Raw genomic sequence first — 24,776 nt, 5'->3', positions numbered from 1 at the left:
AATTATTCATTTATTAATGCTATAGTGTGGCAAGCTACTATTGCTGCAGTTTCTGTTCTTAATCTTGTTTTTCCTAAAGTTACAGGAACAAAGTTGTTTTTTAAAGCTAATTCAATTTCATTTAATGAAAAATCTCCTTCAGGACCAATTAATATTAATATATTTTCATTTGTTTTTATGCAATCTTTAAATGATTTTTTATTTTGCTCTTCACAATGCGCAATATATTTTGATTCATCATGATTCTTTTTAATGAAATCTGAAAATGGTATTGGAGAATTAATTTTTGGTAAATAATATTGCAAAGATTGTTTCATAGCAGATTGCACAATTTTTTCTGCTCGATCTGTTTTAAAAACTTTTCTTTCTGAATGGTCACAAATGATAGGAGTTATTTCATCAATTCCTATTTCTGTAGCCTTTTCTAAAAACCATTCATATCGATCATTCATTTTAGTTGGAGCTACTGCTAAATGTACCTTATACTTTTTCGAATCAATAAACTGTGAATCTACAATTTTTACTTGACATTTTTTATCTGATGCAATAGTAATTTCACAAGTAAAAAGTGAACCATTTCCATTAGATAATAAAATTAAATCACTTTCTTTTTTTCTAAGGACTTTTACAATATGGTTACTCTCTTCTTTATCAAAAGTAAAAGTAGTGTCTTCTTTTTTTATGTTGGAGTTATAAAATAATTGCATGTTAAAATTCAATTCGCGCTTTAGAAATTGTAGTGTTTGTATTAAAATTGTTTTCAAGATAATTATAATATCCAACAATTCCTATCATTGCAGCATTGTCTGTAGTATATTCAAATTTTGGTATGTATGTTTTCCAGCCCAATTTACTCTCACTTTCTTTTAGTGTTTTTCTAATACCACTATTTGCAGAAACTCCACCACCTATAGCAATTTGTTTAATTCCTGTTTCTCTAACAGCTATTTTTAATTTATCCATTAAAATATTAATTATTGTATGCTGAATAGAAGCGCAAATATCATTTCTGTTTTCTTCAATGAAATTTGGGTTAAGGACTACATTTTTCTGAATAAAATAGAGAATTTGTGTTTTTAAACCACTAAAACTAAAATTTAGCCCATCCACTTTTGGTTTTGTAAAAGTAAAAGCTTTTGGGTTTCCTTCTTGTGCATATTTATCAATTAACGGACCACCAGGATATGGTAAGCCTAATATTTTTGCAGATTTGTCAAAGGCTTCTCCTACAGCATCATCAGTGGTTTCTCCAATAATTTTTAAATCAAAAAAACTATCCACTTGTACAATTTGGGTATGACCACCACTAATTGTTAATGCAAGAAAAGGGAATGTGGGCTTTTCAAAATTATCTTCATCAATAAAGTGGGCTAATATATGTGCTTTCATATGATTAACTGCAATTAAAGGAATACCTAAAGCCATACTCATTGACTTAGCAAAAGAACCACCGACTAATAATGACCCCATTAATCCTGGTCCTTGTGTAAAAGCGATACAGTCGATATCTTCTTTTGTTATGTTAGCTTTTTTTATTGCCACATCTACTACAGGAACAATATTTTGCTGATGCGCTCTTGAGGCTAATTCAGGTACAACGCCTCCATATTCTTCATGAATTGATTGTCTGGCTACAATATTTGACAATACTTTGTCATTGCATAGTATGGCAGCTGAGGTGTCATCACAGGAGCTTTCTATAGCTAAAGTATAAATGTTTTTTTTCATTTTAAAAAAGGCATGAAATTTGCTAATAGTCAATTGTAATTATCTTACAGAAATGATTATTTTTGTTGATAAATCAATAGATTCTCTTTTTTTGACAAATTTAAACATTTTATAGTATCAAAAAATTTAAAAAGATATTCCTTAGAACAATATTAGTCCTACTAGTTTTCATATTAGTGTCAGGAATACTTTTGTCTTTACCTATAGTGCAAACTTCTTTAGGAAAATATGCAACCAAGCAATTAAATAAAGAGTTTGGGACTGATATAAATATTGAAAAAGTAGCTATAACAGCCTTTGGTTCTGTAAAGTTAAAAGGGATTTTAGTAAAAGATCATCATAAAGATACTTTGTTTTTTATCAAAAGGTTAAATACTTCTATTTTAAGTGTAAATGAGTTGTATAAGAATGGAAATCCTTATTTAGGAAAAGTAATTTTGGATGGACTTGATTTTAATCTTAAACAATATAAAGACGAAGATTTTACAAATATTGATAAGTTCATAGAATCTTTTGATGACGGAACTCCTTCTTCAGGTAAATTTAGAATGAAGTCTAGTGCTATGACTTTATACAATAGTAGGTTTACCTACATTAATGAAAATTTAGAAAATCAGAAGATATTAGATTTACAAGATTTAAATGGAACTGTAGAAGATTTTTATATTAAAGGTCCAAATGTAACTACTAACCTTAAAAAACTAACGTTCAAAGACCATAGAGGACTTTTAGTAGAAAATTTAACTTCAAATTTCACATACACTAAAAAAAATATATTACTTGAAAATTTATATCTTAAAACAACTGAATCTTTATTAAAGGGTAAAGTTGAATTAAGATATAAAAGAACAGATTTCTCTGATTTTAATAATAAGGTCATCTTTGATGTGCAGATGGACGAAGCTTCTATTGCTTCTAATGATTTAAATTATTTTTATAATGAATTTGGTAAAGACAATATATTTGATGTTGATACTCATTTAATAGGAACGTTAAATAATTTTACTACAGAAAATTTACATTTAAAAGATTTAAAAGGTTCAAAAATTATTGGTACAATTCAATTTAAGAATTTATTTAAGAAAGAGGAATCTTTTTATATTAAAGGGAAATTTGAAAAGATTAATTCAAATTATAATGATTTAACAGCAATTCTTCCTACTATTTTAGGAAATAGTTTACCTTCTTCATTGGCTAAATTAGGAAATGTCACTCTTGTAGGTGATGTTGAGTTAACGAATGATTTTATTAATTCTGATGTAGCAATTATTTCTGTTTTAGGAAATGTAAAAACAAATTTGTCTATTCAGGATTTGTCTAATATTGACAATGCAGCTTATCAAGGTAATGTAATGTTGGAGGATTTTAATTTAGGTGAGTTTTTAAATCAACCTGATATTGGAAAAGTAGCTTTAAATCTTGACGTTAAAGGGCAAGGATTTACTCAAAAATATTTAAATACTAATATAAAAGGTAAGATTGATAAATTTTACTTTAATAAATATGAATACAGAAATATTACGGTAGATGGTAATATGAAAATGCCTTATTTTAAAGGATATTTTAACAGTAATGATCCAAATTTAAGAATGGATTTTGATGGATTAGTTGATTTGAGTTCTAGAGTTAAAAACTATAATTTCAAAGCCAATATTGACTATGCAGATTTATATGCAATACAATTTTCTAAAATAGATACAACTTCAATTTTTAAAGGTAAGATTTCCTTTTTAGCAAAAGGGAATACATTAGACGATTTGGATGGTGTCTTACAAGTAGAAAATGTTTCTTATCAAAATGATAGAGATAGTTATTATTTTGAAGATTTTCAATTAAATTCAAGTTTTGATGGACAAAATGTAAGAACTATAACTATTAATTCTAAAGATATTATTAGTGGAAAAGTAGTTGGTAAATTTAAAATCGATCAAGTAAGAAAAATTCTTGAAAACGCAGTTGGAAGTTTATATGCTAATTATTCTCCTAATAAATTACAAAAAGGGCAATTTTTAGACTTTAATTTTACTCTTTACAACAAAATTGTAGACATTTTTGTGCCTCAGGTTTCTATTTCAGAGAATACTAAGATAAAAGGTAAAATTAATGCTGATTTAGGTAAGTTTGAATTTGATTTTACTTCCCCAAATGTGGTTGCATTTGATAATTATTTTAAGAATATTAAAATCGATATCGATAATAAAAATCCATTATACAATACTTATATAGAAATGGATACAATTCGAACCAAAAATTATAAAATTTCTGATTTTAATTTAATTAATTTAACCATGAACGATACATTGTTTGTACGTTCAGAATTTAAAGGAGGTAATAAACAAGATGATGATTTTTCTTTGAATATTTATCATACAATTGACGAAAATAAACAATCCGTTATAGGTTTTAAAAAATCTGAAGTAAATTTTAAGGATTATTTATGGTTTATAAATGAAGGTGAAAATAATGATAATAAAATAATTTTCGACAAGACTTTTAAAAACTTCAAATTTCAAAAACTAAGGCTATCACACAATAATCAGAATATGGATTTTTATGGAGAAATGAAAGATTCTACCTATAAAGATTTTAACTTGACTTTTAATGATGTTGATTTAGATAAAGTAACACCTTCATTAGATAGTATAACCTTAGATGGTAAAGTCAATGGGTTTGTAAAGTTTAAACAAGATAATACTTATTACAAACCATTATCTAATATTCATATTGATAGTTTAAAAATTAATAAGTTTCCTGTGGGAGATATGTACTTATTGGTTGAAGGCAATGATGCTTTTAACGAGTTTGATATAGATTCTTATATTGTTCAAAAAGGGTCTGAACGTTTTAATTTAAATGGAACGTTAAAATATAGGAATAACCAATCAACATTAAATATGGACGCGGTTTTTAATAATTTCGATTTAGCTCCATTTGGTTCTTTGATAGGTGATGTTATAACAGATGTAAGAGGTGATGCAACTGGAAGTGCTAATATTAGAGGTTTAGTAACAGATCCTGAAATTGATGGACGATTGTATTTGAATGAAGCAGGCTTAAAAGCTCCTTATCTAAATGTAGATTATAATTTTGAAAAAAATGCAATTGTTGACATTACAGAAAATGAGTTCTTATTTAGGAATATAGTCATAACAGATACAGAATATAATACTAATGGAGTTTTAAGAGGTTCTGTTAAGCATGAAATGTTTTCAGACTGGGAGTTAGATTTAGAAGTAAAAACGAATAATCTCTTGGCTTTAAATACTAAAGATTCAGAAGACTCCTATTATTATGGAACTGCATTTATAAATGGTAGTGCAAAAATTAGTGGAAGAATAGAATCTTTATTGGTAACAGTAGTAGGTGAGTCAGAAAAAGGAACTTCTATAAAAATACCTGTTAGAGATGCTGAAGATGTTGGACGAAAACCTTACTATACATTTATCAAAGAAGAAGATTTACTTGCAAATAAAACAAATAAGTTAGCAAAGAATAAGTATAATGGTTTAGAATTAAGTTTAGACTTTGATATAGATACAGATGCTGAAATTGAAGTAATATTAGACAGAGAATCTGGTCATGCTATGAGAGGTAATGGTTATGGTTCTATGCGAATGGAAATAAACACATTAGGCAAGTTTTTAATGTATGGTGATTTTCAGGTTCAAGAAGGTGTTTATAACTTTAAGAAAGCAGGTTTAATTGATAAAAAATTCCTTGTAAAAAAAGGAAGTACCATTCGATGGGAAGGAGATCCACTTGGAGCCATTTTAAATCTGGAAGCTATTTATAAAACACAAGCAAATCCATCTGTTTTAATTGAAAGTTCATCATTTAATACTAATAGAAAGTTGCCTACAGAAGTATCTATTGTAATCAATGGCAGTTTGAGCAATCCTGAACCCGATTTTAATATAAATTTCCCAACGGTTAGTAGTGTTTTTAAAAGTGAAATAGATTATCGATTACAAAATAAAGACGTGCGTCAAAATCAAGCGTTTGCATTATTGGCTTTTGGTTCATTCACTACTCCTGAAAATGCAGGAAGTGTGGCTTATGGTTCTTTATTTGAAAAAGCAAGTTCTTTATTTAATGATATTATTTCAGATGAAGATTCAAAATTACAAGTAGGTGTAAATTATGATCAAGCAGATAGAATTAATCAAATTTCTGGTAGGGTAGGACTAACATTAAGTACACAAATTAATGATAAAATATCTATTAATGGTAAAGTTGGAGTTCCTGTAGGAGGAGTTACTGAGTCTGTATTAGTAGGAGATGTTGAAGTGCAATTGCAATTAAATGAAGACGGTTCTTTACGAGCACGTGTTTTTAATAGAGAAAATGATATTAACTACAATATAGGTGAAGGTATAGGTTATACACAAGGTTTAGGGCTTAGTTATTCCCTTGATTTTGATTCTTTTGGAGAAATGATTCGTAAAATATTTACGAAAAATAAAGATAAAAACAATAGTTCTTCCTCTAATGAAGATATTCCAGATTCAGAAGAATTATGGGATAAAAAATACTACATTAGAAAAAATAAAGAAATAGAGGAAGAAAAAGATAAAAAGAAAGAACTTGAAAAAGTTCCTGAAATAGAGTAATTCTTCAATTTTTATATTAAAAAACAAAAAGTTATTAACGAAAACGATTGAATTTTAATATAAAATTTAATATTTGATAAAAATATCCAAATATTCCATTTTCCTTTTTTAAATTTACGATAAATAATAATAAATGTTACCAAAGATTAATAAAATTGGTGTACTTACCTCTGGAGGAGATTCACCTGGAATGAATGCAGCTATACGTTCTGTTGTAAGAACATGTGCTTTTCATAGTATAGAATGTATAGGTATCTATAGAGGATATCAAGGAATGATAGAAGGCGATTTTAAAGAAATGGGACCACGTTCTGTTAATAATATAGTAAACAAAGGTGGTACAATTTTAAAGTCTGCTCGATCAAAAGAATTTATGACAGTTGAAGGTAGAAAAAAAGCTTATGATAACTTAAAAAAAGCTGGAGTGAATGCTTTAGTTGTTATTGGAGGCGATGGTTCTTTTACTGGTGCAGAGGTTTTCAATAAAGAATATGGTTTTCCAATAATGGGAATTCCAGGAACTATCGATAATGATATTTTTGGAACTAGTCATACATTAGGTTATGATACGGCATTAAATACAGTTGTGGAAGTAATAGATAAAATTAGAGATACGGCTATTTCTCATAACAGACTTTTCTTTGTTGAGGTTATGGGTAGAGATGCTGGTCATATAGCTTTAAATACAGGAATTGGTGCTGGTGCTGAAGAAATATTAATACCAGAAGAAGATTTAGGTTTAGACCGATTATTAGAGTCATTAAAAAGAAGTAAAGAATCGGGTAAATCTTCTAGTATTGTTGTTGTTGCAGAAGGGGATAAAATTGGCAAAACCGTTTTTGAATTGAAAGACTATGTGGAAGAAAATATGCCAGAATATGATGTAAGAGTATCTGTTTTAGGACACATGCAAAGAGGTGGTTCTCCTTCTTGTTTTGATAGAGTTTTGGCTTCAAGATTAGGAGTTAAAGCAGTTGAATCTATCCTTGAAGGGAAATCTAATTTTATGGTTGGTCTATTAAATGATAAAGTAGCTTTAACACCTTTAGAGCAAGCTATAAAAGGACATACAGAAATTGATAAAGAATTACTTCGAGTTTCAGATATTATGTCAACTTAAAAATCTGTTTTCAGAATAATCCTCAATAATAAATTAAACCAAAATAAAGATTAAAATGTCAAAAGTAAAATTAGGAATTAATGGATTCGGAAGAATCGGAAGAATTGTATTTAGAGAATCATTTAATAGAGATAATATAGAAGTAGTAGCAATTAACGATTTATTAGATGTAGATCATTTGGCTTACTTATTAAAATATGACTCAGTTCACGGTCGTTTCAACGGAAAAGTTGAGGTTAAAGAGGGACAATTATACGTTAACGATAAATTTATTCGTGTAACTGCTGAAAAGGATCCAACACAATTAAAATGGGATGAGGTAAAAGTTGATGTAGTTGCAGAATGTACTGGAATTTTTACAACTCTAGCTACAGCTGAATCTCATATTAAAGGTGGTGCAAAAAAAGTAGTAATTTCTGCTCCTTCTGCAGATGCTCCAATGTTTGTAATGGGTGTTAACCATAATAAAGTTACAATAACTGATACAATTGTATCAAATGCTTCTTGTACAACAAACTGTTTAGCTCCTTTAGCAAAAGTAATTAATGATAATTTTGGGATTGTTGAAGCTTTAATGACAACTGTTCATGCTACAACTGCTACACAATTAACAGTTGATGGACCTTCTCGTAAAGATTTCCGTGGTGGAAGAGCTGCACTATTAAATATTATTCCAGCTTCAACAGGTGCAGCAAAAGCTGTTGGAAAAGTAATTCCAGAATTAAATGGTAAATTAACAGGTATGTCTATGCGTGTTCCTACTGCAGATGTGTCTTGTGTTGATTTAACTGTTAAAGTGGCTAAAGAAACATCTTATGATGAAATTATGGCTGTTTTCAAGAAAGCTTCTGAAAATGAATTAAAAGGAATTTTAGGATACACTGAAGATTTAGTAGTTTCACAAGATTTTATTTCAGATTCAAGAACTTCAATTGTAGATGCTCATGCTGGAATAGGATTAAATTCTACTTTCTTTAAAATTGTATCTTGGTATGATAATGAATATGGATATTCGTCAAAATTAATAGATTTAGCTGTGCATATTATGTCAGTAAAATAAGTAAGGTAAAAAATCCTGTTGCTATTGTCATTTAGAGCAGGATTTTTACATTTCTATATTTAGCTACTATTAATCGTTAAATAATTACTATTTGGTTTTTACCAACCAACCAAACTGAAACAAAATGAAATTACTTGTAGATAGTGGCTCCACCAAAGCCGATTGGATTGCTATAGATGATAACGGAAAAGTTATTTTTACAACTCAATCATTGGGATTAAATCCTGAAGTATTAAGTAAAGAAGAAATTATTAATCGATTAGAGGATAAATTTGATATTTCGCACAACAAATCAAAAGCTACTAATTTATATTTTTATGGAGCTGGATGCGGAACAGATAGAATGAAAAATTTTCTAGCATCTGTTTTTGAAGATTATTTTAACAATGCAAAAGTTACGGTTCATGAAGATACTTTTGCAGCAGTTTATGCAACTACACCAAAAAATGAAAAGGCAATTGTTTGTATTTTAGGTACAGGTTCAAATTGTAGCTATTTTGATGGGAAAGTACTACATCAAAAAGTACAATCATTAGGATATATAGCAATGGATGATTGTAGTGGAAATCGTTTTGGAAGGCATTTAATAAGAGGATATTATTTTAATAAAATGCCTTTAGAAATGGCTAAAGATTTTGAAAAAAACTTTAATGTTGATCCAGATTTTATCAAAAATAAACTATATAAAGAACCTAACCCAAATGCATACTTAGCAACATTTGCCAAGTTTTTAATTAAACATAAAGATTCAGATTTTTGTAAAAAATATATTCAAGAAGAATTGGAATCATTTATTGAAAATTACATAATGCAGTTTGAAAATTACAAAGAAGTACCAGTACATTTTGTAGGTTCTATTGCATTTTATTTAAAAGATGAACTAAATGAAATCTTGAAAAAATATGAAATAAATATTGGTAATATATTAAGAAGGCCAATAGATGGCTTAATAGCTTATCATATTTTAAATAAATAAATTTAATCCCGAATAGTCGGGATTTTTTTATATTTGTTGATATGAAAAAGAAATTTGAAATTGCAATTATTGCACATGATGGAAAAAAAGCTGATATGGTTCAGTTTGTAAATAAAAATAAGTCGATTTTAAAAGCAGAAAATATTGCTATAATTGCTACAGGAACAACAGGAGGAAAGGTTGAAACTATTGGTATAAAAGTAAAAAAACTCTTATCTGGACCACTTGGAGGTGATGCACAAATAGCGGCTCGTGTAGCTGAAGGGAAAACAAAAATGGTTCTTTTTTTTAAAGATCCAAATTCAAGTCATCCACATGAACCGGATATTTCCATGCTAATTCGCATTTGTGATGTCCATAATGTTCCGTTAGCAACTAATGAGGCAACTGCTCAGTTGTTATTGCTTGGATTAGACGAAATAAACAATATATAGCTATGAAAAAAGGCAATTTCAATTAAGAAATTGCCCTTTTTGTATTGGAATAGTTAATTTTCTATTTCTTTAGATTTTTAGCTAAAAACCCTAAAGTAGCTTCATACATGTCAATTGAATTTTCTTCTTTGTGAAAACCATGTCCTTCATCATATTTTACCATGTAAGGAACTTCAAATCCTTTTGCTCTTAAACCAGTTACAATTTGATCTGATTCAGCTATATTTACACGAGGGTCATTTGCTCCTTGAATCACAAAAAGAGGTTTTTTAATTTTATTAATTTGGAATACTGGTGATACTTCTTTTGCTATTGCAGCTTCTTCTGGATTATCCAAATCATACCAAATTTCCTTTACAATTTCTTTATATGGTTTCCAATATTCAGGAAATGAATCAAAGAAAGTAAAAATATTTGAAACACCTACATAATTCACTCCACAAGCATATAAATCTGGTGTTTTAACTAAGCCCATTAAAGTAGCATAACCACCATGACTTCCTCCATAAATTGCTATTTTGTCTTTGTCAGCCCAACCTTGTTCAATTGCATAAGCAACTCCATCTTCTACATCATCCATTAATTTTCTACCAATTTGCTTGAAACCAGCACGTAAAAATTCTTTTCCATAACCTCCAGAAATTCTAAAATTCACTTGTAAAGTAGCATAACCACGACTTGCAAATAGTTGGGTTTCTGGATTAAAACCCCAAGAATCTCTTACACCTTGTGGACCACCATGTGGATTTACTATAAGGGGAACTTTTTTACCTTGTAAAGCTTCTTTAGGTAAAGTGATGTAGCCATAAATTGTTTTACCATCTCTACTAGTAAATTTTATAGGTCTCATTTCGGCCATATCAGTTTCTTTTAACTGCGGCATTAAGTCATATAATAACTTAAATTTCTTAGTTTTCGCATCATATTGGTAATAAGTACCATATAATTTATCACTTTGTACAATGATTAAGAATTGATTTTCATTATCGTCTTTATCAACAATATAAGCTTCTTTATTTGGAAATTCTTTTTCCATTAGTCCGTAAATTTCTTTGTATAATTTACTTACAGGTATAATTTCATTTTTTTCTCCTTCATAAGAAAAATTATCAATTTCATAGTTTCTCTTTCTTGAAAGATTTAATCCACTTACATCAAATGTTGGATTTGAAAACACTTCTTTGATTATTTTTTTGGTTGCCAAATCATACAATACAATACGTGTTTTATCACTATCTAAATTAGTTAATACATAAGCTTCATCCTTATTTTTTGAAGCGTAATTAAAACTTATAATACCAACAACATCATCCCAATTTGTTGTTGTATGTAATTTAAATTCACCCGTTTTATCATCCTTATAGTAAAATTGATTTTGAACTCCATTAACTAATTTGCTATAGCCTCTAAGATTTCCGTCTTTATCAAATTCGTATCCTTGAATAGGATTAGCAATATCTTCGTTTTTGTAAAGTTGAACTAAATCTCCAGTTACAATATTCAGTTTAAAAGGTTCAAAAACCTGCTTATTATTTTTATTCATCAAAATGATGATGTAATCTTTTTGTTCCTTTAAAATATTCTGAATGCTGGCTTGTACACCATCAAAAGGAGTAAGATCTTTTAGATTACTTCCGTCAAGATTTACGGCATAAATGTGATAGTTTTCATCACCGCCTTTATCCATAGCAAAAAATAAGCGTTCATCATTAATCCATCCATATCCACGAACTAGTTCCTCTTTTTCCTCAATAGCTCTTTTTATTTTGCCTGTTGCCAATTCTTTTACATAAATATGACGTTTGCTATTTTCATCTTTTTCACGATAGGACATGTATTTACCATTAGGAGAAAGCTGAAAACTAGATGCTTTAGGCTTTGCGAAATAATCAGAAACTGAATATTTGTAATTGCCTTTATCATATGCTTTTAATTTTTCAAGTTCTTCTTTGGAAGAGGGAAGAGCAGGATTTCCTGGTAATTTATTTTCAAATGAAGAAAGAGTAAGTGGAAGATTCATTCCAGCTTGAAGAAATTCTCCAACAATCTGTTTGTTTTTATATTCACCATTAAATTGAATGCCTAGTGCAGCAGCTTTTAAAGTAATAGCATCATTATTTACTTCCGTTTTATCTATTGACAGTCCAGAAGCTCCTTGCATGGGAACATCCATAGTTGTTGTATAAACGTTGTCTTTTTGTGCTATATGAAAAATGACCTCTAGTTTCATTCCTTGCACGTCTAGTTCTCCTTTCCAGTCACCAACAAATTGTTGGGCTTGTGTGGTAATACTCATAAGTAATAAAATAATTAGATTTTTTGTTTTCATGTGTCTGTTTTTTTTAAGTTTAGTTGTAAAACTTTAAAGTTGATTGATGATTGAAACAAGAAAAGATTAGTACTCTAGATCTACTAAGCGCTTTTATTGTTTATAAGACAGACTTTAATGAGAAATGTTACAGATAGAAGAGAAATTTGTATTATATATTAATTTTTGATACGTTTTTTGCAAAAGAAACCTAAAAAGAGAAATGTGATTATTTGATGAAGTTTACTCATTAAATAAATATAAAACATTTCTAAAAGAATACAGCCTCAATTTTAGAAACTGAGGCTGTTCTTTTATATGTATTTTAGAAAAATATTATTTCTTTTCAATCCATTCTCTTGCGTTTACAAAAGCTTCAATCCAAGGGGAAACTTTGTCGTTTCTGTCTTTTGGATAGTGTGCCCAATTCCAAGGAAAAGTAGAGCGTTCTATATGTGGCATCATTACTAAATGTCTTCCAGTAGCATCACACATCATAGCTGTATTAAAATCAGAACCATTTGGATTAGCTGGGTAATTTTCGTAACCATATTTAGCCACAATATTGTATTTGTCTTCACTGTAAGGTAAGTTGAATTTTCCTTCTCCATGTGAAATCCAAACGCCTAGTGTGCTTCCAGCTAAGGTTTTCAACATCACCGAATTGTTCTCTTGTATTGTTACTGAAGTAAAACCACTTTCGTGTTTATGAGATTCATTGTGCTTTAATTTTCCATGTACTTCATGCTCTGGATTAATCAATTCTAATTCCATCATTAATTGACAACCATTGCAAATTCCAACAGATAAAGTATCTTCACGTTTAAAGAAGTTTTTCAATGCAGTATTGGCTTTTTCGTTGTACAAAAATGCTCCAGCCCAACCTTTAGCACTTCCTAATACATCCGAATTAGAAAAACCACCAACAGCTCCAATAAACTGAATGTTTTCTAAAGTTTCACGACCCGAAATTAAATCGGTCATGTGAACATCTTTTACATCAAAACCAGCTAAATACATTGCATTTGCCATTTCACGTTCGGAGTTACTTCCTTTTTCACGAATAATAGCCGCTTTTGGTCTATTTTCTTTTGGAAATGAAGCAATTTCTCCTGTAAAGTGACTTGGGAAAGTATAATTCAACGGTTGGTTAGCAAAGTTTTCAAAACGTTCTAAAGATTTTCCGTTTTTGGTTTGTTTTTGGTCGAGTAGGAAAGAGGTTTCAAACCACATTTCTCGTAATTGTGAAATGTTGTAGGTTGTAAGTTGTAGGTTGTGCGTAATGTTCAATTCATTGCTTGCAACAACTTTTCCTAATTTGAATACTTCAATTCCTTCAAATGCTTTTTCGAAAGTTACATCGTCTTTCGCTTGTAAAACAATTCCAATGTTTTCTGAGAAAAGTATTTTTACTAAGTCTTTTTCGGTAAACGAACTAAAATCTAATGTAGCTCCAAGGTTTACATCTGCAAAACACATTTCTAATAAAGTAGTTATTAAACCACCACTTCCTATATCATGTCCTGCTACAATCAAATCTGCTTTTATCGCTTCTTGAATGGTATTAAAAGCCTTTTTAAAGAAAATACTATCTTTTATAGTTGGTGTTTCAGTACCAATTTTATTTTGTGTTTGAGCGAATGAACTTCCGCCCAATTTAAAATTTTCTTGAGATAAATTGATGTAGTAAACAGCACCTTTGTCTTTTTGGAAAACAGGCTCGACTACTTTAGTTATATCATTACAATTTCCTGCGGCAGAAATAATTACCGTTCCTGGAGCAATTACTTCCTCATTTGGATATTTTTGCTTCATAGAAAGCGAATCTTTACCTGTTGGAATATTAATTCCTAATTCGATTGCAAATTCCGAACAAGCTTCAACAGCTTCGTACAAACGTGCATCTTCTCCTTCGTTTTTACAAGGCCACATCCAGTTGGCAGACAAGGAAACGCTTTTTAAATTGTCTTTTAAAGGAGCAAAAACTAGATTTGATAACGCTTCAGCAATTGCATTTCTACTTCCTGCTTTTGGATCAATTAATGCGGAAATAGGTGAGTGCCCAATTGAAGTAGCAATTCCTTCTCTTCCGTTATAATCCAAAGCCATTACACCTACATTGTTTAAAGGTAATTGTAATGGTCCAGCACATTGTTGTTTAGCTACTTTTCCACCTACACAACGATCTACTTTATTAGTCAACCAATCTTTACAGGCAACAGCTTCTAGTTTTAGAATTTCTTCTAAATAGGTAGGTATATTTTCTTGTGAATAACTTAATTCTGAATAATTTCTAGCAATAGTTTTATCAGTCATGATCGTTTTTGGAGAACTTCCGAAGAAATCTTCTAAAGCATAATCCATTGGTTTTGCACCAGTAGTTTTACTTTCGAATGTAAAACGATGATCACCAGTAACATCACCCACTTGATACATAGGAGCACGTTCTCTATCAGAAATGCGTTGCAAAATGTCAATATCTTGTTTACCAATAACTAATCCCATTCTTTCTTGTGATTCGTTACCGATAATTTCTTTTGCAGATAATGTAGGGTCACCAACAGGTAATTTGTCTAAATCGATTAATCCACCCGTTTCTTCCACTAATTCTGATAAACAATTTAAATGACCACCAGCACCATGATCGTGAATAGAAACAATAGGATTATTGTCACTTTCCACTAAACCACGAATAGCATTTGCTGCACGTTTTTGCATTTCTGGATTGGAACGTTGGATAGCATTTAACTCAATTCCTGAGCTAAAAGCACCTGTATCTGCTGAAGAAACTGCAGCTCCACCCATTCCAATTCTATAATTTTCACCACCTAGAATAACAATTTTGTCACCTGTTTGTGGTTTCTTTTTAATCGCTTGGTCTAATTTTCCATAACCAATTCCACCTGCTTGCATGATTACTTTATCGTAACCTAATTTACGAGCCTGCTCTTCATGTTCGAATGTAAGAATAGAACCAGTAATTAAAGGTTGTCCAAATTTATTTCCAAAATCGGAAGCACCATTTGAAGCTTTTATTAAAATATCCATTGGAGTTTGGTATAACCATTTTCTTTCAGCCATACCATTTTCATAATTTCTATTATTCGTTAAACGAGAATAAGAAGTCATATAAACTGCAGTTCCAGCTAAAGGAAGCGAACCTTGTCCACCTGCTAAACGGTCACGAATTTCTCCTCCTGAACCTGTTGCAGCACCATTGAAAGGCTCTACGGTTGTAGGGAAATTATGAGTTTCAGCTTTTAAAGAAAGTACCGATTCAAACTCTTTTTTCTCGTAAAAATCAGGTTTGTCTGCCGATTTTGGGGCAAATTGTTCTACTCGTGGTCCTTTTACAAAAGCTACATTATCTTTATATGCAGAAACAATATCATTGGGATTTTTAGATGATGTTTTTTTTATTAATTTAAATAGTGAAGTTTCTTTTTCTTTTCCATCAATTACAAAAGTTCCGTTGAAAATTTTATGGCGACAGTGTTCTGAATTGGCTTGTGAAAAAGCAAATACTTCGGAATCGGTTAGTTTTCTGCCAATTTTTGTAGCCAAATTATTCAAATATTCAATCTCTTCTTCATTTAAAGCCAATCCTTCTGTTTGATTGTATTGGGCAATATCATCAATTTCTAAAATAGCTTCTGGTTGAATATCAATAGTATAAATTTCTTGATTTAATCCTTTATATTTTTGTGAAAGCATTGGGTCAAAATCAGAAAAATCTTCTGCCACTTTTTCAAATTCTTCAATTCTAACAATACCATCAATTCCCATATTTTGTGTAATTTCCACAGCATTGGTACTCCATGGTGTTATCATTGCAGCTCTTGGACCAACAAAAAAAGCATCAATTGATGCCTGAATATTATTTTGATTGTCTACAAGTAAAGAAGCGTTAAAAAGCCAATTCAATTTTGATATGGTTTCTGTCGAAAGTGCATTTTGCGTTTGAACTGCAAAAATAGTAGTACTTTCGTTTCCGAAGAAATGAATCATTGTGTTGTGTTGTTAGTTGTGTTTAAAATGCAAATTTATCTTAAAAAGTTTGAAGTTCAAAGTATAATTTTATCAATCTTAATAACATTTTAATAACAAAAAATCCTACCATTAACAAATGATAGGATTTGTTCATTTTTATATGTTAAAATTTATTCAACTATAATTCGAATCATTTTATTGAAATTTATATTTGAAATGGTTACATAATATATGCCCGTTGTTAAGTTGTTGATTTGTAATTTATTTTCTTTTTCAACAGATTTCTTAAATACTTTTTGACCTTGCATAGAAAATATTTCTACTAAATAGCCTGTTTCATTTTTGTTGAAATCAATAGTAAATATTCCTTTGTTAGGATTTGGATAGGCTTTTATTTCAACTTCATCATCATTATTATTGTTTTCTAGAGAAATTTTATTACCCAATCCGTTACAAGTGTTAGCTGAATAAGTGTCCCAGTCTGCGCTATTATAACTTGTCTTTGGAGCTGTAGCTGTTGATTTTCTTCTTAATGTTACATCTGCTGCAAAATTAGAAGAACCACCGTTGAAATTGCCAATAATATCAATTAAAATTCCATTTTTGAATAAGCCTACAGCATCATTTCCATTGAAAGTCATTACTGTTGAACTTGTTGAAAGATTTGCATTATTATAACAAGTTGAAGCTATTGAACTATTTACAATAACATATTTGCCATTATTTGCTAAAGTTCCAGAAAGTGTTAATGCACTACTCCAAGAACCAGCTCCATTAGTTTGTTTTTTTATGGAATAAATGGATAGACTTTTAGAAGAACCTGTTTCATTTTTAATTTCTAATGCTTTATTGTTGGATGAACCTTCTACATATTCTGATAAATATAAATCACTTTTTGAACCTGTTGATGTTCCTCCTCCAGAAGATGTTCCACCCCAAATTGTATTTACATAATTTGGATTATCTATGTAAGGATTTCTGTTTCCTTGTCTCGCATAAATAGCATTATTTCTTTCAATTTCTCTTGAACTTACAGGATCTTGTGCATGCCAAGCTAATAGCATGTTTAAGAAAGCAGTTGTGAAAACTTGATTGCTAGTATTGTTGAACATAGTATAAGAATAATTAGATACTGTATTTTCATACCTTGTTGCAAAATAAAAATACATTCTTGCAATATCACCTTTAAAAGCATCAACAGGTTCAAAAACAGTTCCTGAATAACCAGAAACAGCACTTGTGCCTAGTTTACTTCCATTTCTAGTAGTTTTTGATGCGGAAGCAACATTTCCATGAGGATAATTGGATCTAATTCCATTTACATATCCGTCTGTAGGTGTAATAAAATGAGCATCTGAAACCATTGGAGATGAAGAGTTAAAAACGGATTGAGGAATCATGTGCTCTCTATTATAGCAACTTCCTTCTCCTGAATAACTTCCACATTGGTTTGTACTGTATGTATAATTGTATGGATCTTTGCCGTTTTGAATCTCAGAGTATAAATCGAAAATAGTATTATCATTTTCATTTTGATGATCTCTATCAGAAGTACTATAGGTTGTCCAAAGACCACTATAACCTCTATCTGTATGATTCTTAATAATATTGTATAGTTGGGTTTTTAAAGTATAACCACTTCCAGTCGCTGAAGAGTAGTAGCCACTTGGAGCTTGGGCATAAGAACAGATTGCAAAAAATATTGCAAAAAATACGTTAATTTTTTTCATTGCTTGTTGTGTGTTAGTTACTTAGCAAATCTAACCACATTTTTCAAATCTAAAATTAACGTATTATTAATTTATTAACATACTTATTAGCAAATTGTTAATAATTTGTTAATATTGAAAACTTCTTAGTTTAAAATTATTTTCTTTTCAAAATAGCTTCCATACTTTTAAATTCTTTGCCATCATAATCAGTATCAAACATTTCCATTTTTTGAGTGTTCTCATCAATATATGTAAATATTTCTTTTACCTTTTTTTCTTTTCTGGTTAAAGGATCTATTGTTTTACCTTCAAAGTTTATCGATTTAGTATCACTATTGAATTTTCCTTTCATGACCATTATACCAGTACCCATATTATCGACCCATGTAGATATGTATTCTTGAGCTGTATTGTCATATGCTAAAGTGCTTTTTCCTTCAAATGGCATACCCATCATATCCCCTTTATGTGTTGCTTCTTGGTATCTTCCACCTAAAATCATTTTGTTTTCAACTCTAAAGGTTGCTTTAACAGGTTCACTTTTTCTACTGGACCACATTATAATCTCTTCTTCCCAAATTCCATTATCTTTTGCCATTATTTCATGTGTTTTGGAAGGAGTCATATGTTTTTCCCATGCTTTACTTACTGTAGCAGAATCAGGAGGAAGTTCATTTTGTACAATTACTTCAGGTATTTCTAAGTTATATTCACTGTCCGCCTTAGGATCAATGTCTTTACAAGAAATAAAATTAATCAAAACAATACACAACAGAGGGAGTAATAATTTTTTCATAATGTTAAAAATTTTAGTTTTGTTTACTCAAATATACTAAAATTATAAGCACCAATATCAGTTGGAAGATTATTTCTTTGATTTCCTAGAATATCACTTGTTCCAGAAGAGTAATTAAAGTCAGCTGTTCCTTTACCAGCTGAGTTTTGTCCTATAAGTAATTGATTTTTAGAAGGGTTTTTAAAATCGGGATTGTTTGTTGTTGAATTTGTCGCAATCAAACAGTTTACATATTTAGAACCTGAAAATTGATAAAGAGGATTGTTAGAAAATTGATTGTTAAAGTCATTAAATTTAATCAAACAATTATTAAATTGATAATTAAAATTGGGATCAGAACCTTCTTTTTCAAATGCAATTGAATAATTTGTTGAACCATAGAAAATACAATTATTAAAATCAGCTTTGGTTAACGCATATTCAATAGAACCATCATAATCATCAACAAATAGAGAAGTTTGATTAGGTGAAGGCCAATAATTTCCGAAAGTGCAATGAGTAAATTCATAACTACCACCAAAAGTACAAGCTATACCAGCTTCCCCACAATTATTAGTTACAACATTTAAGCCATATATAGAGCCTGTGCGAGCTAAAATACCTACATTACTACAATTATAGACTTGAATATTATTTAAGTCAAGTGTAGGATTGATTGTACCATCATTACCAGTAACAAGTAATCCTACAGTAGCATTTTTAATTGTCAAATTTGATAGACTATTATTTGTACTGCCAAGTGTAAACCATATTGTTCCCCATTGTCCAGGAATTTCAGAAAAATCAGGTTCTAAACGGTCTCCCTCAAAAATTACTTCATTTTCTAATTCTTCTGTTGTTGAAATAGTTCCGTTTACTTGTAAAGAAGCATTATCAGAAACAATTAAACCAGATTCGGCATGAAAATGAATTCGCGCACCTGCATCAACAATTAAAGTTTTTGAATTAGGCACTACAGCATAACCATATATTACATAAGGTTTGGTATTGTTCCAATGTAACTCATTTCCGTTAATCATATCATTTTCAGATAAAACACTTGCTTTAATGGTAATTGGATTTCCATTTTCATCTGTACCAAGACTTACGTTTTCATAAGTATAAGTATTATCTGGGTTTTGGACTCTTTCAGGGTAAATAAAATAGGCATCTTGAATTAAAGTAACCAATTCTACTTTTTGAAAATTACCATCAGTGCCAAATCGAATTTGATCTGTATACAAGAAATCTGAAGGATTTGCATCAGCCACATCAGCAGTAACTTCTACAAAAATAAATAAGCTATCATTGGCTAACATTTCAACATTTTCAAATACTTGTCCAGGAATACCATCAACCATTAATCGATATTTTGAAGCTAGTCCATTTCCTAATTGTATTTTTGGAATGGCAATGTTTTTATCACTATTATTATATACTTTTAATGTATATGTACTCGAGCCAATGTTAGTAAAAACAGTATCTAAATATACTGTATCTTTTGAAAATGATAAGTTTCCAACACTTGGTTCAAAATCGAAGTCATTTCTGCAAGAAAATAAAATAGTAAATACTATGACAATTATATAGGAGTAACTTTTCATTGAATTCTAAATTAGCAATTTTGATGTGTAAATGTACTATTTTTAAAATTATAACGAAATATATATCATTTTCTTATATAGATAAAAAGATGATTAATTTGTATTTTTGCATAAAATAACTAAGAAATGTTTAACAAAGAAGAAATGTTATCGGTTTGCAAAAGATTATCTCAAAACACATTGATGCAAACTTTAGAAATTGAATATATTGATGCAGGAGAAGATTTTTTGACAGCAAAAATGCCTGTAAATCCTAGAGTACATCAACCCATGGGTTTATTGCATGGTGGAGCAACAGTAGCTTTAGCAGAAAGTGTTGGAAGTGCAGCTTCACTTATGTTTGTTGACCCAGAAAAATTTGAGGTAAGAGGAATAGAAATAAGCGCTAATCATTTAAAAAGTAAGAGAGAAGGAGTAGTGTATGCAACAGCTAAGATTATTCATAAAGGTAGAAGTATTCATTTATGGGAAATAAGAATTGTTGATGAAGATGATGCTTTGATTTCGCTTTGTAAATTGACAAATATGGTTTTACCAAGAAGAAAAGCATAATGCAAAAAGTAATAGAGAAAGCAAGAATACATTACAGTAAAGAATTGCCTTTTGTTCTTTTTGCTAATCCAAATGAAGATAAATTACAAGCTTATTTTCAAAGAAATAATTCATTAATATCTTTCAAAGGACAAGATGGTTTTGTTTTTACTTCTTTTAATAAGGAACAAAGCTATAGCATTGAATCTTCAAATAGTGATTTTTTTGTAGAAAATATTCCTCATTGTATTGAAGAACCATTTTTGTTTGAAAAGCCTGAACTTAGTTTAGAACAAAAAAATAGTTTTGAAATTTTAGTAAAAAATGCAGTTGAGGCTATTGAAAATAATCAATTCCAAAAGGTAGTGGTTTCTAGAAAAGTTTCAATGCCCATTTCTATTGATTTTGAAGCTTCATTTTTAAAATTGCTTTCCAATTATAAGAAAGCTTTTCGCTATTTGTTTTATCATCCTAAGATAGGGATGTGGATGGGAGCTTCACCAGAACAATTGCTTTATATTGAAAATAATGATATCAATACAGTTGCTTTAGCTGGAACACAATTGTATAGCGAAAATATTATTTGGGAAACTAAAGAAAAAGAAGAGCAACAATTTGTAACTGATTTTATTATTAATCAAATTACTCCTTTTGTTGAAGAAATGGAAATTTCAATTCCTTACACAGAAAAAGCTGGAAATTTGGCTCATATAAAAACAAACATTAGTGCTAAATTGATTGCTTCTAACTCAGCATTAGAAATCGTAAATGTATTGCATCCTACACCAGCAATTTGCGGTTTACCCAAAGAACCAGCTTTAGATTTTATTTTAGCTAACGAAAAATACAATAGAAAATTTTATTCAGGTTATTTAGGAGAATGGAATGTGGTTAAGAAAAATCTATTTGTAAATTTAAGATGTATGGAAGTGGAAAAGGAAAATATTCATTTGTATGTAGGTTGTGGAATTACGAAGGATAGTAATTCGGAAAAAGAATTTTTTGAAACTGAAAATAAATTAGCAACAATAGCAAAAATAATAAAGATATGAAATCGCTTATGACGAAAGGGTTTGATTATACAAACTATAATAGATTAAAAACGATTATATATCATGACTGCTAAAAAATAAATTATACATAATATGAAATTAGATATAGTAGCATTTGGTGCACATCCAGATGATGTTGAATTAGGATGTTCAGGAACAATTGCAAAAGAAATTTCACTTGGAAGAAAAGTAGGGATTATAGATTTAACAAGGGGAGAACTAGGCACAAGAGGTACGGCTGAAACAAGAGATAAAGAAGCGCAAGTTGCCGCTAAAATATTAGGAGTAACTGTAAGAGAAAATCTAAGTTTTAGAGATGGGTTTTTTACAAATGATGAAAAGCATCAGCTAGAAGTTATTAAAATGGTTAGAAAATATCAACCAGAAATTGTTTTGTGTAATGCTATTGAAGACAGACATATCGATCATGAAAAAGGTAGCAATTTGGTAAGCGATGCCTGTTTTTTATCTGGATTAATAAAAATAGAAACCGAACTTGATGGTGTTTCTCAAAAAGCTTGGAGACCAAAAGTAGTCTATCATTACATTCAATGGAAAAATATTGAGCCAGATTTTGTTGTAGATATCTCTGGTTTTATAGATATAAAGATGGAAAGTGTGTTGGCTTATGGCACACAGTTTTATAATCCCAATTCAAATGAGCCTGTTACACCAATTACTTCAAAAAACTTCTTGGATTCAATAAAATATAGAGCGAAAGACTTAGGAAGACTTGTAGGAGTAGAATATGCAGAAGGATTCACTGTTGAAAGATATTTGGCAGTCAATAGTTTAGGGAATTTGATGTAAAAATTCAAAAAAAATATTCAAAAACTTTTGCAGAATTAATGAAATGTGCTATATTTGCACTCGTTAAAAACAAATGGTGATTGTAGCTCAGTTGGTTAGAGCATCGGTTTGTGGTACCGAGGGTCGTGGGTTCGAGCCCCATCATTCACCCTTAAATTATAAAGCATTGAAGAAATTCAATGCTTTTTTTATTTTATAAAGATTTGTATAAACATTACAATTCCTACTAGAAAAATTAATAGGAGTGAGATGGTCTTGAATTTCTCTTGTGGAATGAATTGTAGAATGTACTTACCGATATATGTTCCAACTAATCCAATTAAAAATAAAAAAGGCACATAGATTAAATCATGCTGGTGTATATAACCATTTTTAAAATAAACTATAGTTCGAGTAAAATCGATAGCAAAATCAATTGCAGCTGAGGTAGCTATAAAAACTGATTTTTCTAAGTTAAAAGCAGCCATCGTAATTCCTCTAATTGCTCCACCAGTTCCAAGTAAACCAGCCGTAAACCCTGAAAGTGAACCACCAATAATCGATTCTTTAGGTTCTGGTTTTATCACTAATTCTTTCTTGATTAAAAAAAGTAAGCTAAATCCAATTAAAAAAAGTGCTAGTATAATTTTTAATATTTCAGTATCTAAATAATTTGATAACAAACCACCCAATATTACAAATATAACTGATGGTAATCCTATATTTAGTAATAATTCTTTATCTAAACCTTTTCTAAAAAGTGCTATTTTACTAATATTACTCGATAAATGAAAAATTGCCGTTAAACCTAAAACAGTTTGGAAATCGAAAAAAAAGCTAGCTAAAGGAACAAAAAACACCGACGAACCAAAACCTCCAATTGTTCCAATGATTTCAGCAAGTACAGCAAAGAACAAAAAAAGGATACTAATTCTTTCAAACATTTTTTAATCTTTCCTCAAATATAAATAAAAAAACTCCTGAAAAGTCAGGAGTTCATTTATACTTATTTTGTTATGCAACTTATAATTTATGCATGTTTTGAACTAAAGTTTCAATAAATTTTCCAATTGGACCTTTTATCATCATAGCCATCATAGGGTTAAAATCACCATCAAAGAATAACTGTACTTCAGTTTTGTTAGCATCAAGAGCAACAATATTACCAGTTAGATTAAAAGGCAATTTACTTGAAGCGGCTCCTAAAATAATCTTAGAATTTGGAATGGCTTCTTTTTTTAATAATTTAATTTCTGGCATTCCTTTTAATCCAAATTCAAAACAATTTTCATCTATTACTTCAAATTTAGCAATATTTTCAGGCATTAATTTTTCGAAGTTTTTAACATCAGTTAAGGCATTAAAAATGTATTCGTCTGATTTCTCAACAACTACTTTTGTGCTTTCTAAATTCATTTTCAGGTATTTTTTTTTAAATTTCTATATTCCAGGTTGCTGGACTTTTTCTCCATTCTTGTAAGGTTGTCATCTCATCTTGATCAATATATCTTCTGTTAACAGCTTCTTTTAGAAGATTTTCATAATCACTTAATGTGAATAATGTTATATTTGCTTCTTTGAAACGAGCTACAGAAAGATCAAATCCATAAGTAAAAATAGCAGCCATTCCTTTAATGTTAGCTCCTTCATTTCTGAGAGCTTCAATAGCTAATAGACTACTTCCACCTGTACTTATTAAATCCTCAACAACAACAACATTTTGTCCTTTTTCAAGAAAACCTTCTACTTGGTTTTGTCTTCCATGTTTTTTTGCTTCAGGTCTTACATATACAAATGGTAGTCCCATTACCTCTGCAACAAGTATACCAATACCGATTGCACCAGTAGCAACACCAGCAATAACATCTGGTTTGCCAAATTTTTCTTCAATATTTTTAGCAAATTCATCTCTAATGAAATTTCTAATTACTGGAAATGAGAGGATTATTCTATTATCACAATAGATGGGAGACTTCCATCCAGAAGCCCATGTAAAAGGATTTTTAGAATTTAATTTAATTGCGTTTATTTGTAAAAGCAATTCGGCTGTTTTTTCGGCTGTGTTGGTATTAAAAATCATATTGCAA

Annotated in this window: 18 protein-coding genes and 1 tRNA gene; 9 read left to right on the top strand and 10 right to left on the bottom strand. The window is 29.9% G+C overall.

The features are described from left to right. Window positions 1-2: 2 nt before the first annotated feature. Window positions 3-707, bottom strand: a complete 705-nt coding sequence (locus ACULEV_RS09100) for a 16S rRNA (uracil(1498)-N(3))-methyltransferase (RefSeq protein ID WP_445458357.1) — start codon at window positions 705-707, stop codon at window positions 3-5. A 1-nt stretch (window position 708) separates the two neighbouring features. Beyond that, complete coding sequence (gene tsaD, locus ACULEV_RS09095) at window positions 709-1,728, bottom strand: tRNA (adenosine(37)-N6)-threonylcarbamoyltransferase complex transferase subunit TsaD (RefSeq protein ID WP_445458356.1); 1,020 nt, start codon at window positions 1,726-1,728, stop codon at window positions 709-711. A gap of 176 nt (window positions 1,729-1,904) precedes the next feature. On the opposite strand from tsaD, the gene ACULEV_RS09090 reads away from it, so the two are divergent. The 5 genes from ACULEV_RS09090 to ACULEV_RS09070 all read left to right on the top strand — a co-directional run bounded on the left by ACULEV_RS09090 (window position 1,905) and on the right by ACULEV_RS09070 (window position 9,928). After that, a complete protein-coding gene (locus ACULEV_RS09090) occupies window positions 1,905-6,338 on the top strand; it encodes a translocation/assembly module TamB domain-containing protein (protein ID WP_445458355.1) in 4,434 nt (1,477 codons plus the stop codon). A gap of 133 nt (window positions 6,339-6,471) precedes the next feature. Beyond that, window positions 6,472-7,458, top strand: coding sequence for a 6-phosphofructokinase (gene pfkA / locus ACULEV_RS09085; RefSeq protein ID WP_445458354.1), 987 nt, complete (start codon window positions 6,472-6,474; stop codon window positions 7,456-7,458). Between the two features lie 55 nt (window positions 7,459-7,513). After that, window positions 7,514-8,518 carry a type I glyceraldehyde-3-phosphate dehydrogenase gene (gene gap, locus ACULEV_RS09080; protein WP_445458353.1) on the top strand — a complete coding sequence of 335 codons (1,005 nt, stop codon included), beginning with the start codon at window positions 7,514-7,516 and terminating at the stop codon, window positions 8,516-8,518. A 124-nt stretch (window positions 8,519-8,642) separates the two neighbouring features. Then, window positions 8,643-9,494: a BadF/BadG/BcrA/BcrD ATPase family protein gene (locus tag ACULEV_RS09075; protein ID WP_445458352.1), complete on the top strand. Its 852-nt coding sequence runs from the start codon at window positions 8,643-8,645 to the stop codon at window positions 9,492-9,494. A gap of 41 nt (window positions 9,495-9,535) precedes the next feature. Further along, a complete protein-coding gene (locus ACULEV_RS09070) occupies window positions 9,536-9,928 on the top strand; it encodes a methylglyoxal synthase (protein ID WP_445458351.1) in 393 nt (130 codons plus the stop codon). Window positions 9,929-9,989: 61 nt separating this feature from the next. Here the strand turns inward: ACULEV_RS09070 and ACULEV_RS09065 are convergent, their stop codons facing one another. The 5 genes from ACULEV_RS09065 to ACULEV_RS09045 all read right to left on the bottom strand — a co-directional run bounded on the left by ACULEV_RS09065 (window position 9,990) and on the right by ACULEV_RS09045 (window position 20,317). Further along, the gene (locus ACULEV_RS09065) at window positions 9,990-12,257 is read right to left on the bottom strand and encodes a prolyl oligopeptidase family serine peptidase (RefSeq protein ID WP_445458350.1); all 2,268 of its coding nucleotides are present in this window, start codon (window positions 12,255-12,257) and stop codon (window positions 9,990-9,992) included. Window positions 12,258-12,572: 315 nt separating this feature from the next. Next, on the bottom strand, window positions 12,573-16,244 hold the full coding sequence (purL, locus tag ACULEV_RS09060) for a phosphoribosylformylglycinamidine synthase (protein WP_445458349.1): 3,672 nt from the start codon (window positions 16,242-16,244) through the stop codon (window positions 12,573-12,575). Between the two features lie 152 nt (window positions 16,245-16,396). Then, complete coding sequence (locus ACULEV_RS09055) at window positions 16,397-17,956, bottom strand: endonuclease (protein ID WP_445458348.1); 1,560 nt, start codon at window positions 17,954-17,956, stop codon at window positions 16,397-16,399. A gap of 136 nt (window positions 17,957-18,092) precedes the next feature. Continuing rightward, entirely contained in the window at window positions 18,093-18,734 is a 642-nt protein-coding gene (locus ACULEV_RS09050; protein WP_445458347.1) for a DUF1579 domain-containing protein, read from the bottom strand. Window positions 18,735-18,757: 23 nt separating this feature from the next. After that, complete coding sequence (locus ACULEV_RS09045) at window positions 18,758-20,317, bottom strand: hypothetical protein (protein WP_445458346.1); 1,560 nt, start codon at window positions 20,315-20,317, stop codon at window positions 18,758-18,760. Between the two features lie 126 nt (window positions 20,318-20,443). On the opposite strand from ACULEV_RS09045, the gene ACULEV_RS09040 reads away from it, so the two are divergent. The 4 genes from ACULEV_RS09040 (at window position 20,444) to ACULEV_RS09025 (ending at window position 22,861) form a co-directional block, all read left to right on the top strand. Continuing rightward, on the top strand, window positions 20,444-20,869 hold the full coding sequence (locus ACULEV_RS09040) for a PaaI family thioesterase (protein ID WP_445458345.1): 426 nt from the start codon (window positions 20,444-20,446) through the stop codon (window positions 20,867-20,869). Continuing rightward, window positions 20,869-21,900, top strand: coding sequence for a chorismate-binding protein (locus ACULEV_RS09035; RefSeq protein WP_445458344.1), 1,032 nt, complete (start codon window positions 20,869-20,871; stop codon window positions 21,898-21,900). The genes ACULEV_RS09040 and ACULEV_RS09035 overlap by 1 nt, the downstream gene beginning before the upstream one ends. 93 nt (window positions 21,901-21,993) lie before the next feature. Then, window positions 21,994-22,710 carry a bacillithiol biosynthesis deacetylase BshB1 gene (gene bshB1, locus ACULEV_RS09030; RefSeq protein WP_445458343.1) on the top strand — a complete coding sequence of 239 codons (717 nt, stop codon included), beginning with the start codon at window positions 21,994-21,996 and terminating at the stop codon, window positions 22,708-22,710. Window positions 22,711-22,785: 75 nt separating this feature from the next. Then, a tRNA-His gene (locus tag ACULEV_RS09025) sits at window positions 22,786-22,861 on the top strand. Between the two features lie 37 nt (window positions 22,862-22,898). On the opposite strand, the gene ACULEV_RS09020 is transcribed toward ACULEV_RS09025, so the two are convergent. The 3 genes from ACULEV_RS09020 to pyrE all read right to left on the bottom strand — a co-directional run bounded on the left by ACULEV_RS09020 (window position 22,899) and on the right by pyrE (window position 24,769). Next, window positions 22,899-23,633, bottom strand: a complete 735-nt coding sequence (locus tag ACULEV_RS09020) for a sulfite exporter TauE/SafE family protein (protein ID WP_445458342.1) — start codon at window positions 23,631-23,633, stop codon at window positions 22,899-22,901. A gap of 79 nt (window positions 23,634-23,712) precedes the next feature. Continuing rightward, window positions 23,713-24,105, bottom strand: a complete 393-nt coding sequence (locus tag ACULEV_RS09015) for an SRPBCC family protein (protein ID WP_445458341.1) — start codon at window positions 24,103-24,105, stop codon at window positions 23,713-23,715. A gap of 16 nt (window positions 24,106-24,121) precedes the next feature. Continuing rightward, window positions 24,122-24,769, bottom strand: coding sequence for an orotate phosphoribosyltransferase (pyrE, locus tag ACULEV_RS09010; RefSeq protein ID WP_445458340.1), 648 nt, complete (start codon window positions 24,767-24,769; stop codon window positions 24,122-24,124). Window positions 24,770-24,776: the final 7 nt, after the last annotated feature.

The sequence above is a fragment of the Flavobacterium sp. HNIBRBA15423 genome, from assembly GCF_052655965.1.
The sequence above is the reverse complement of the archived record's forward strand: the minus strand, read 5'-3'. Positions and strand labels throughout refer to the sequence as shown.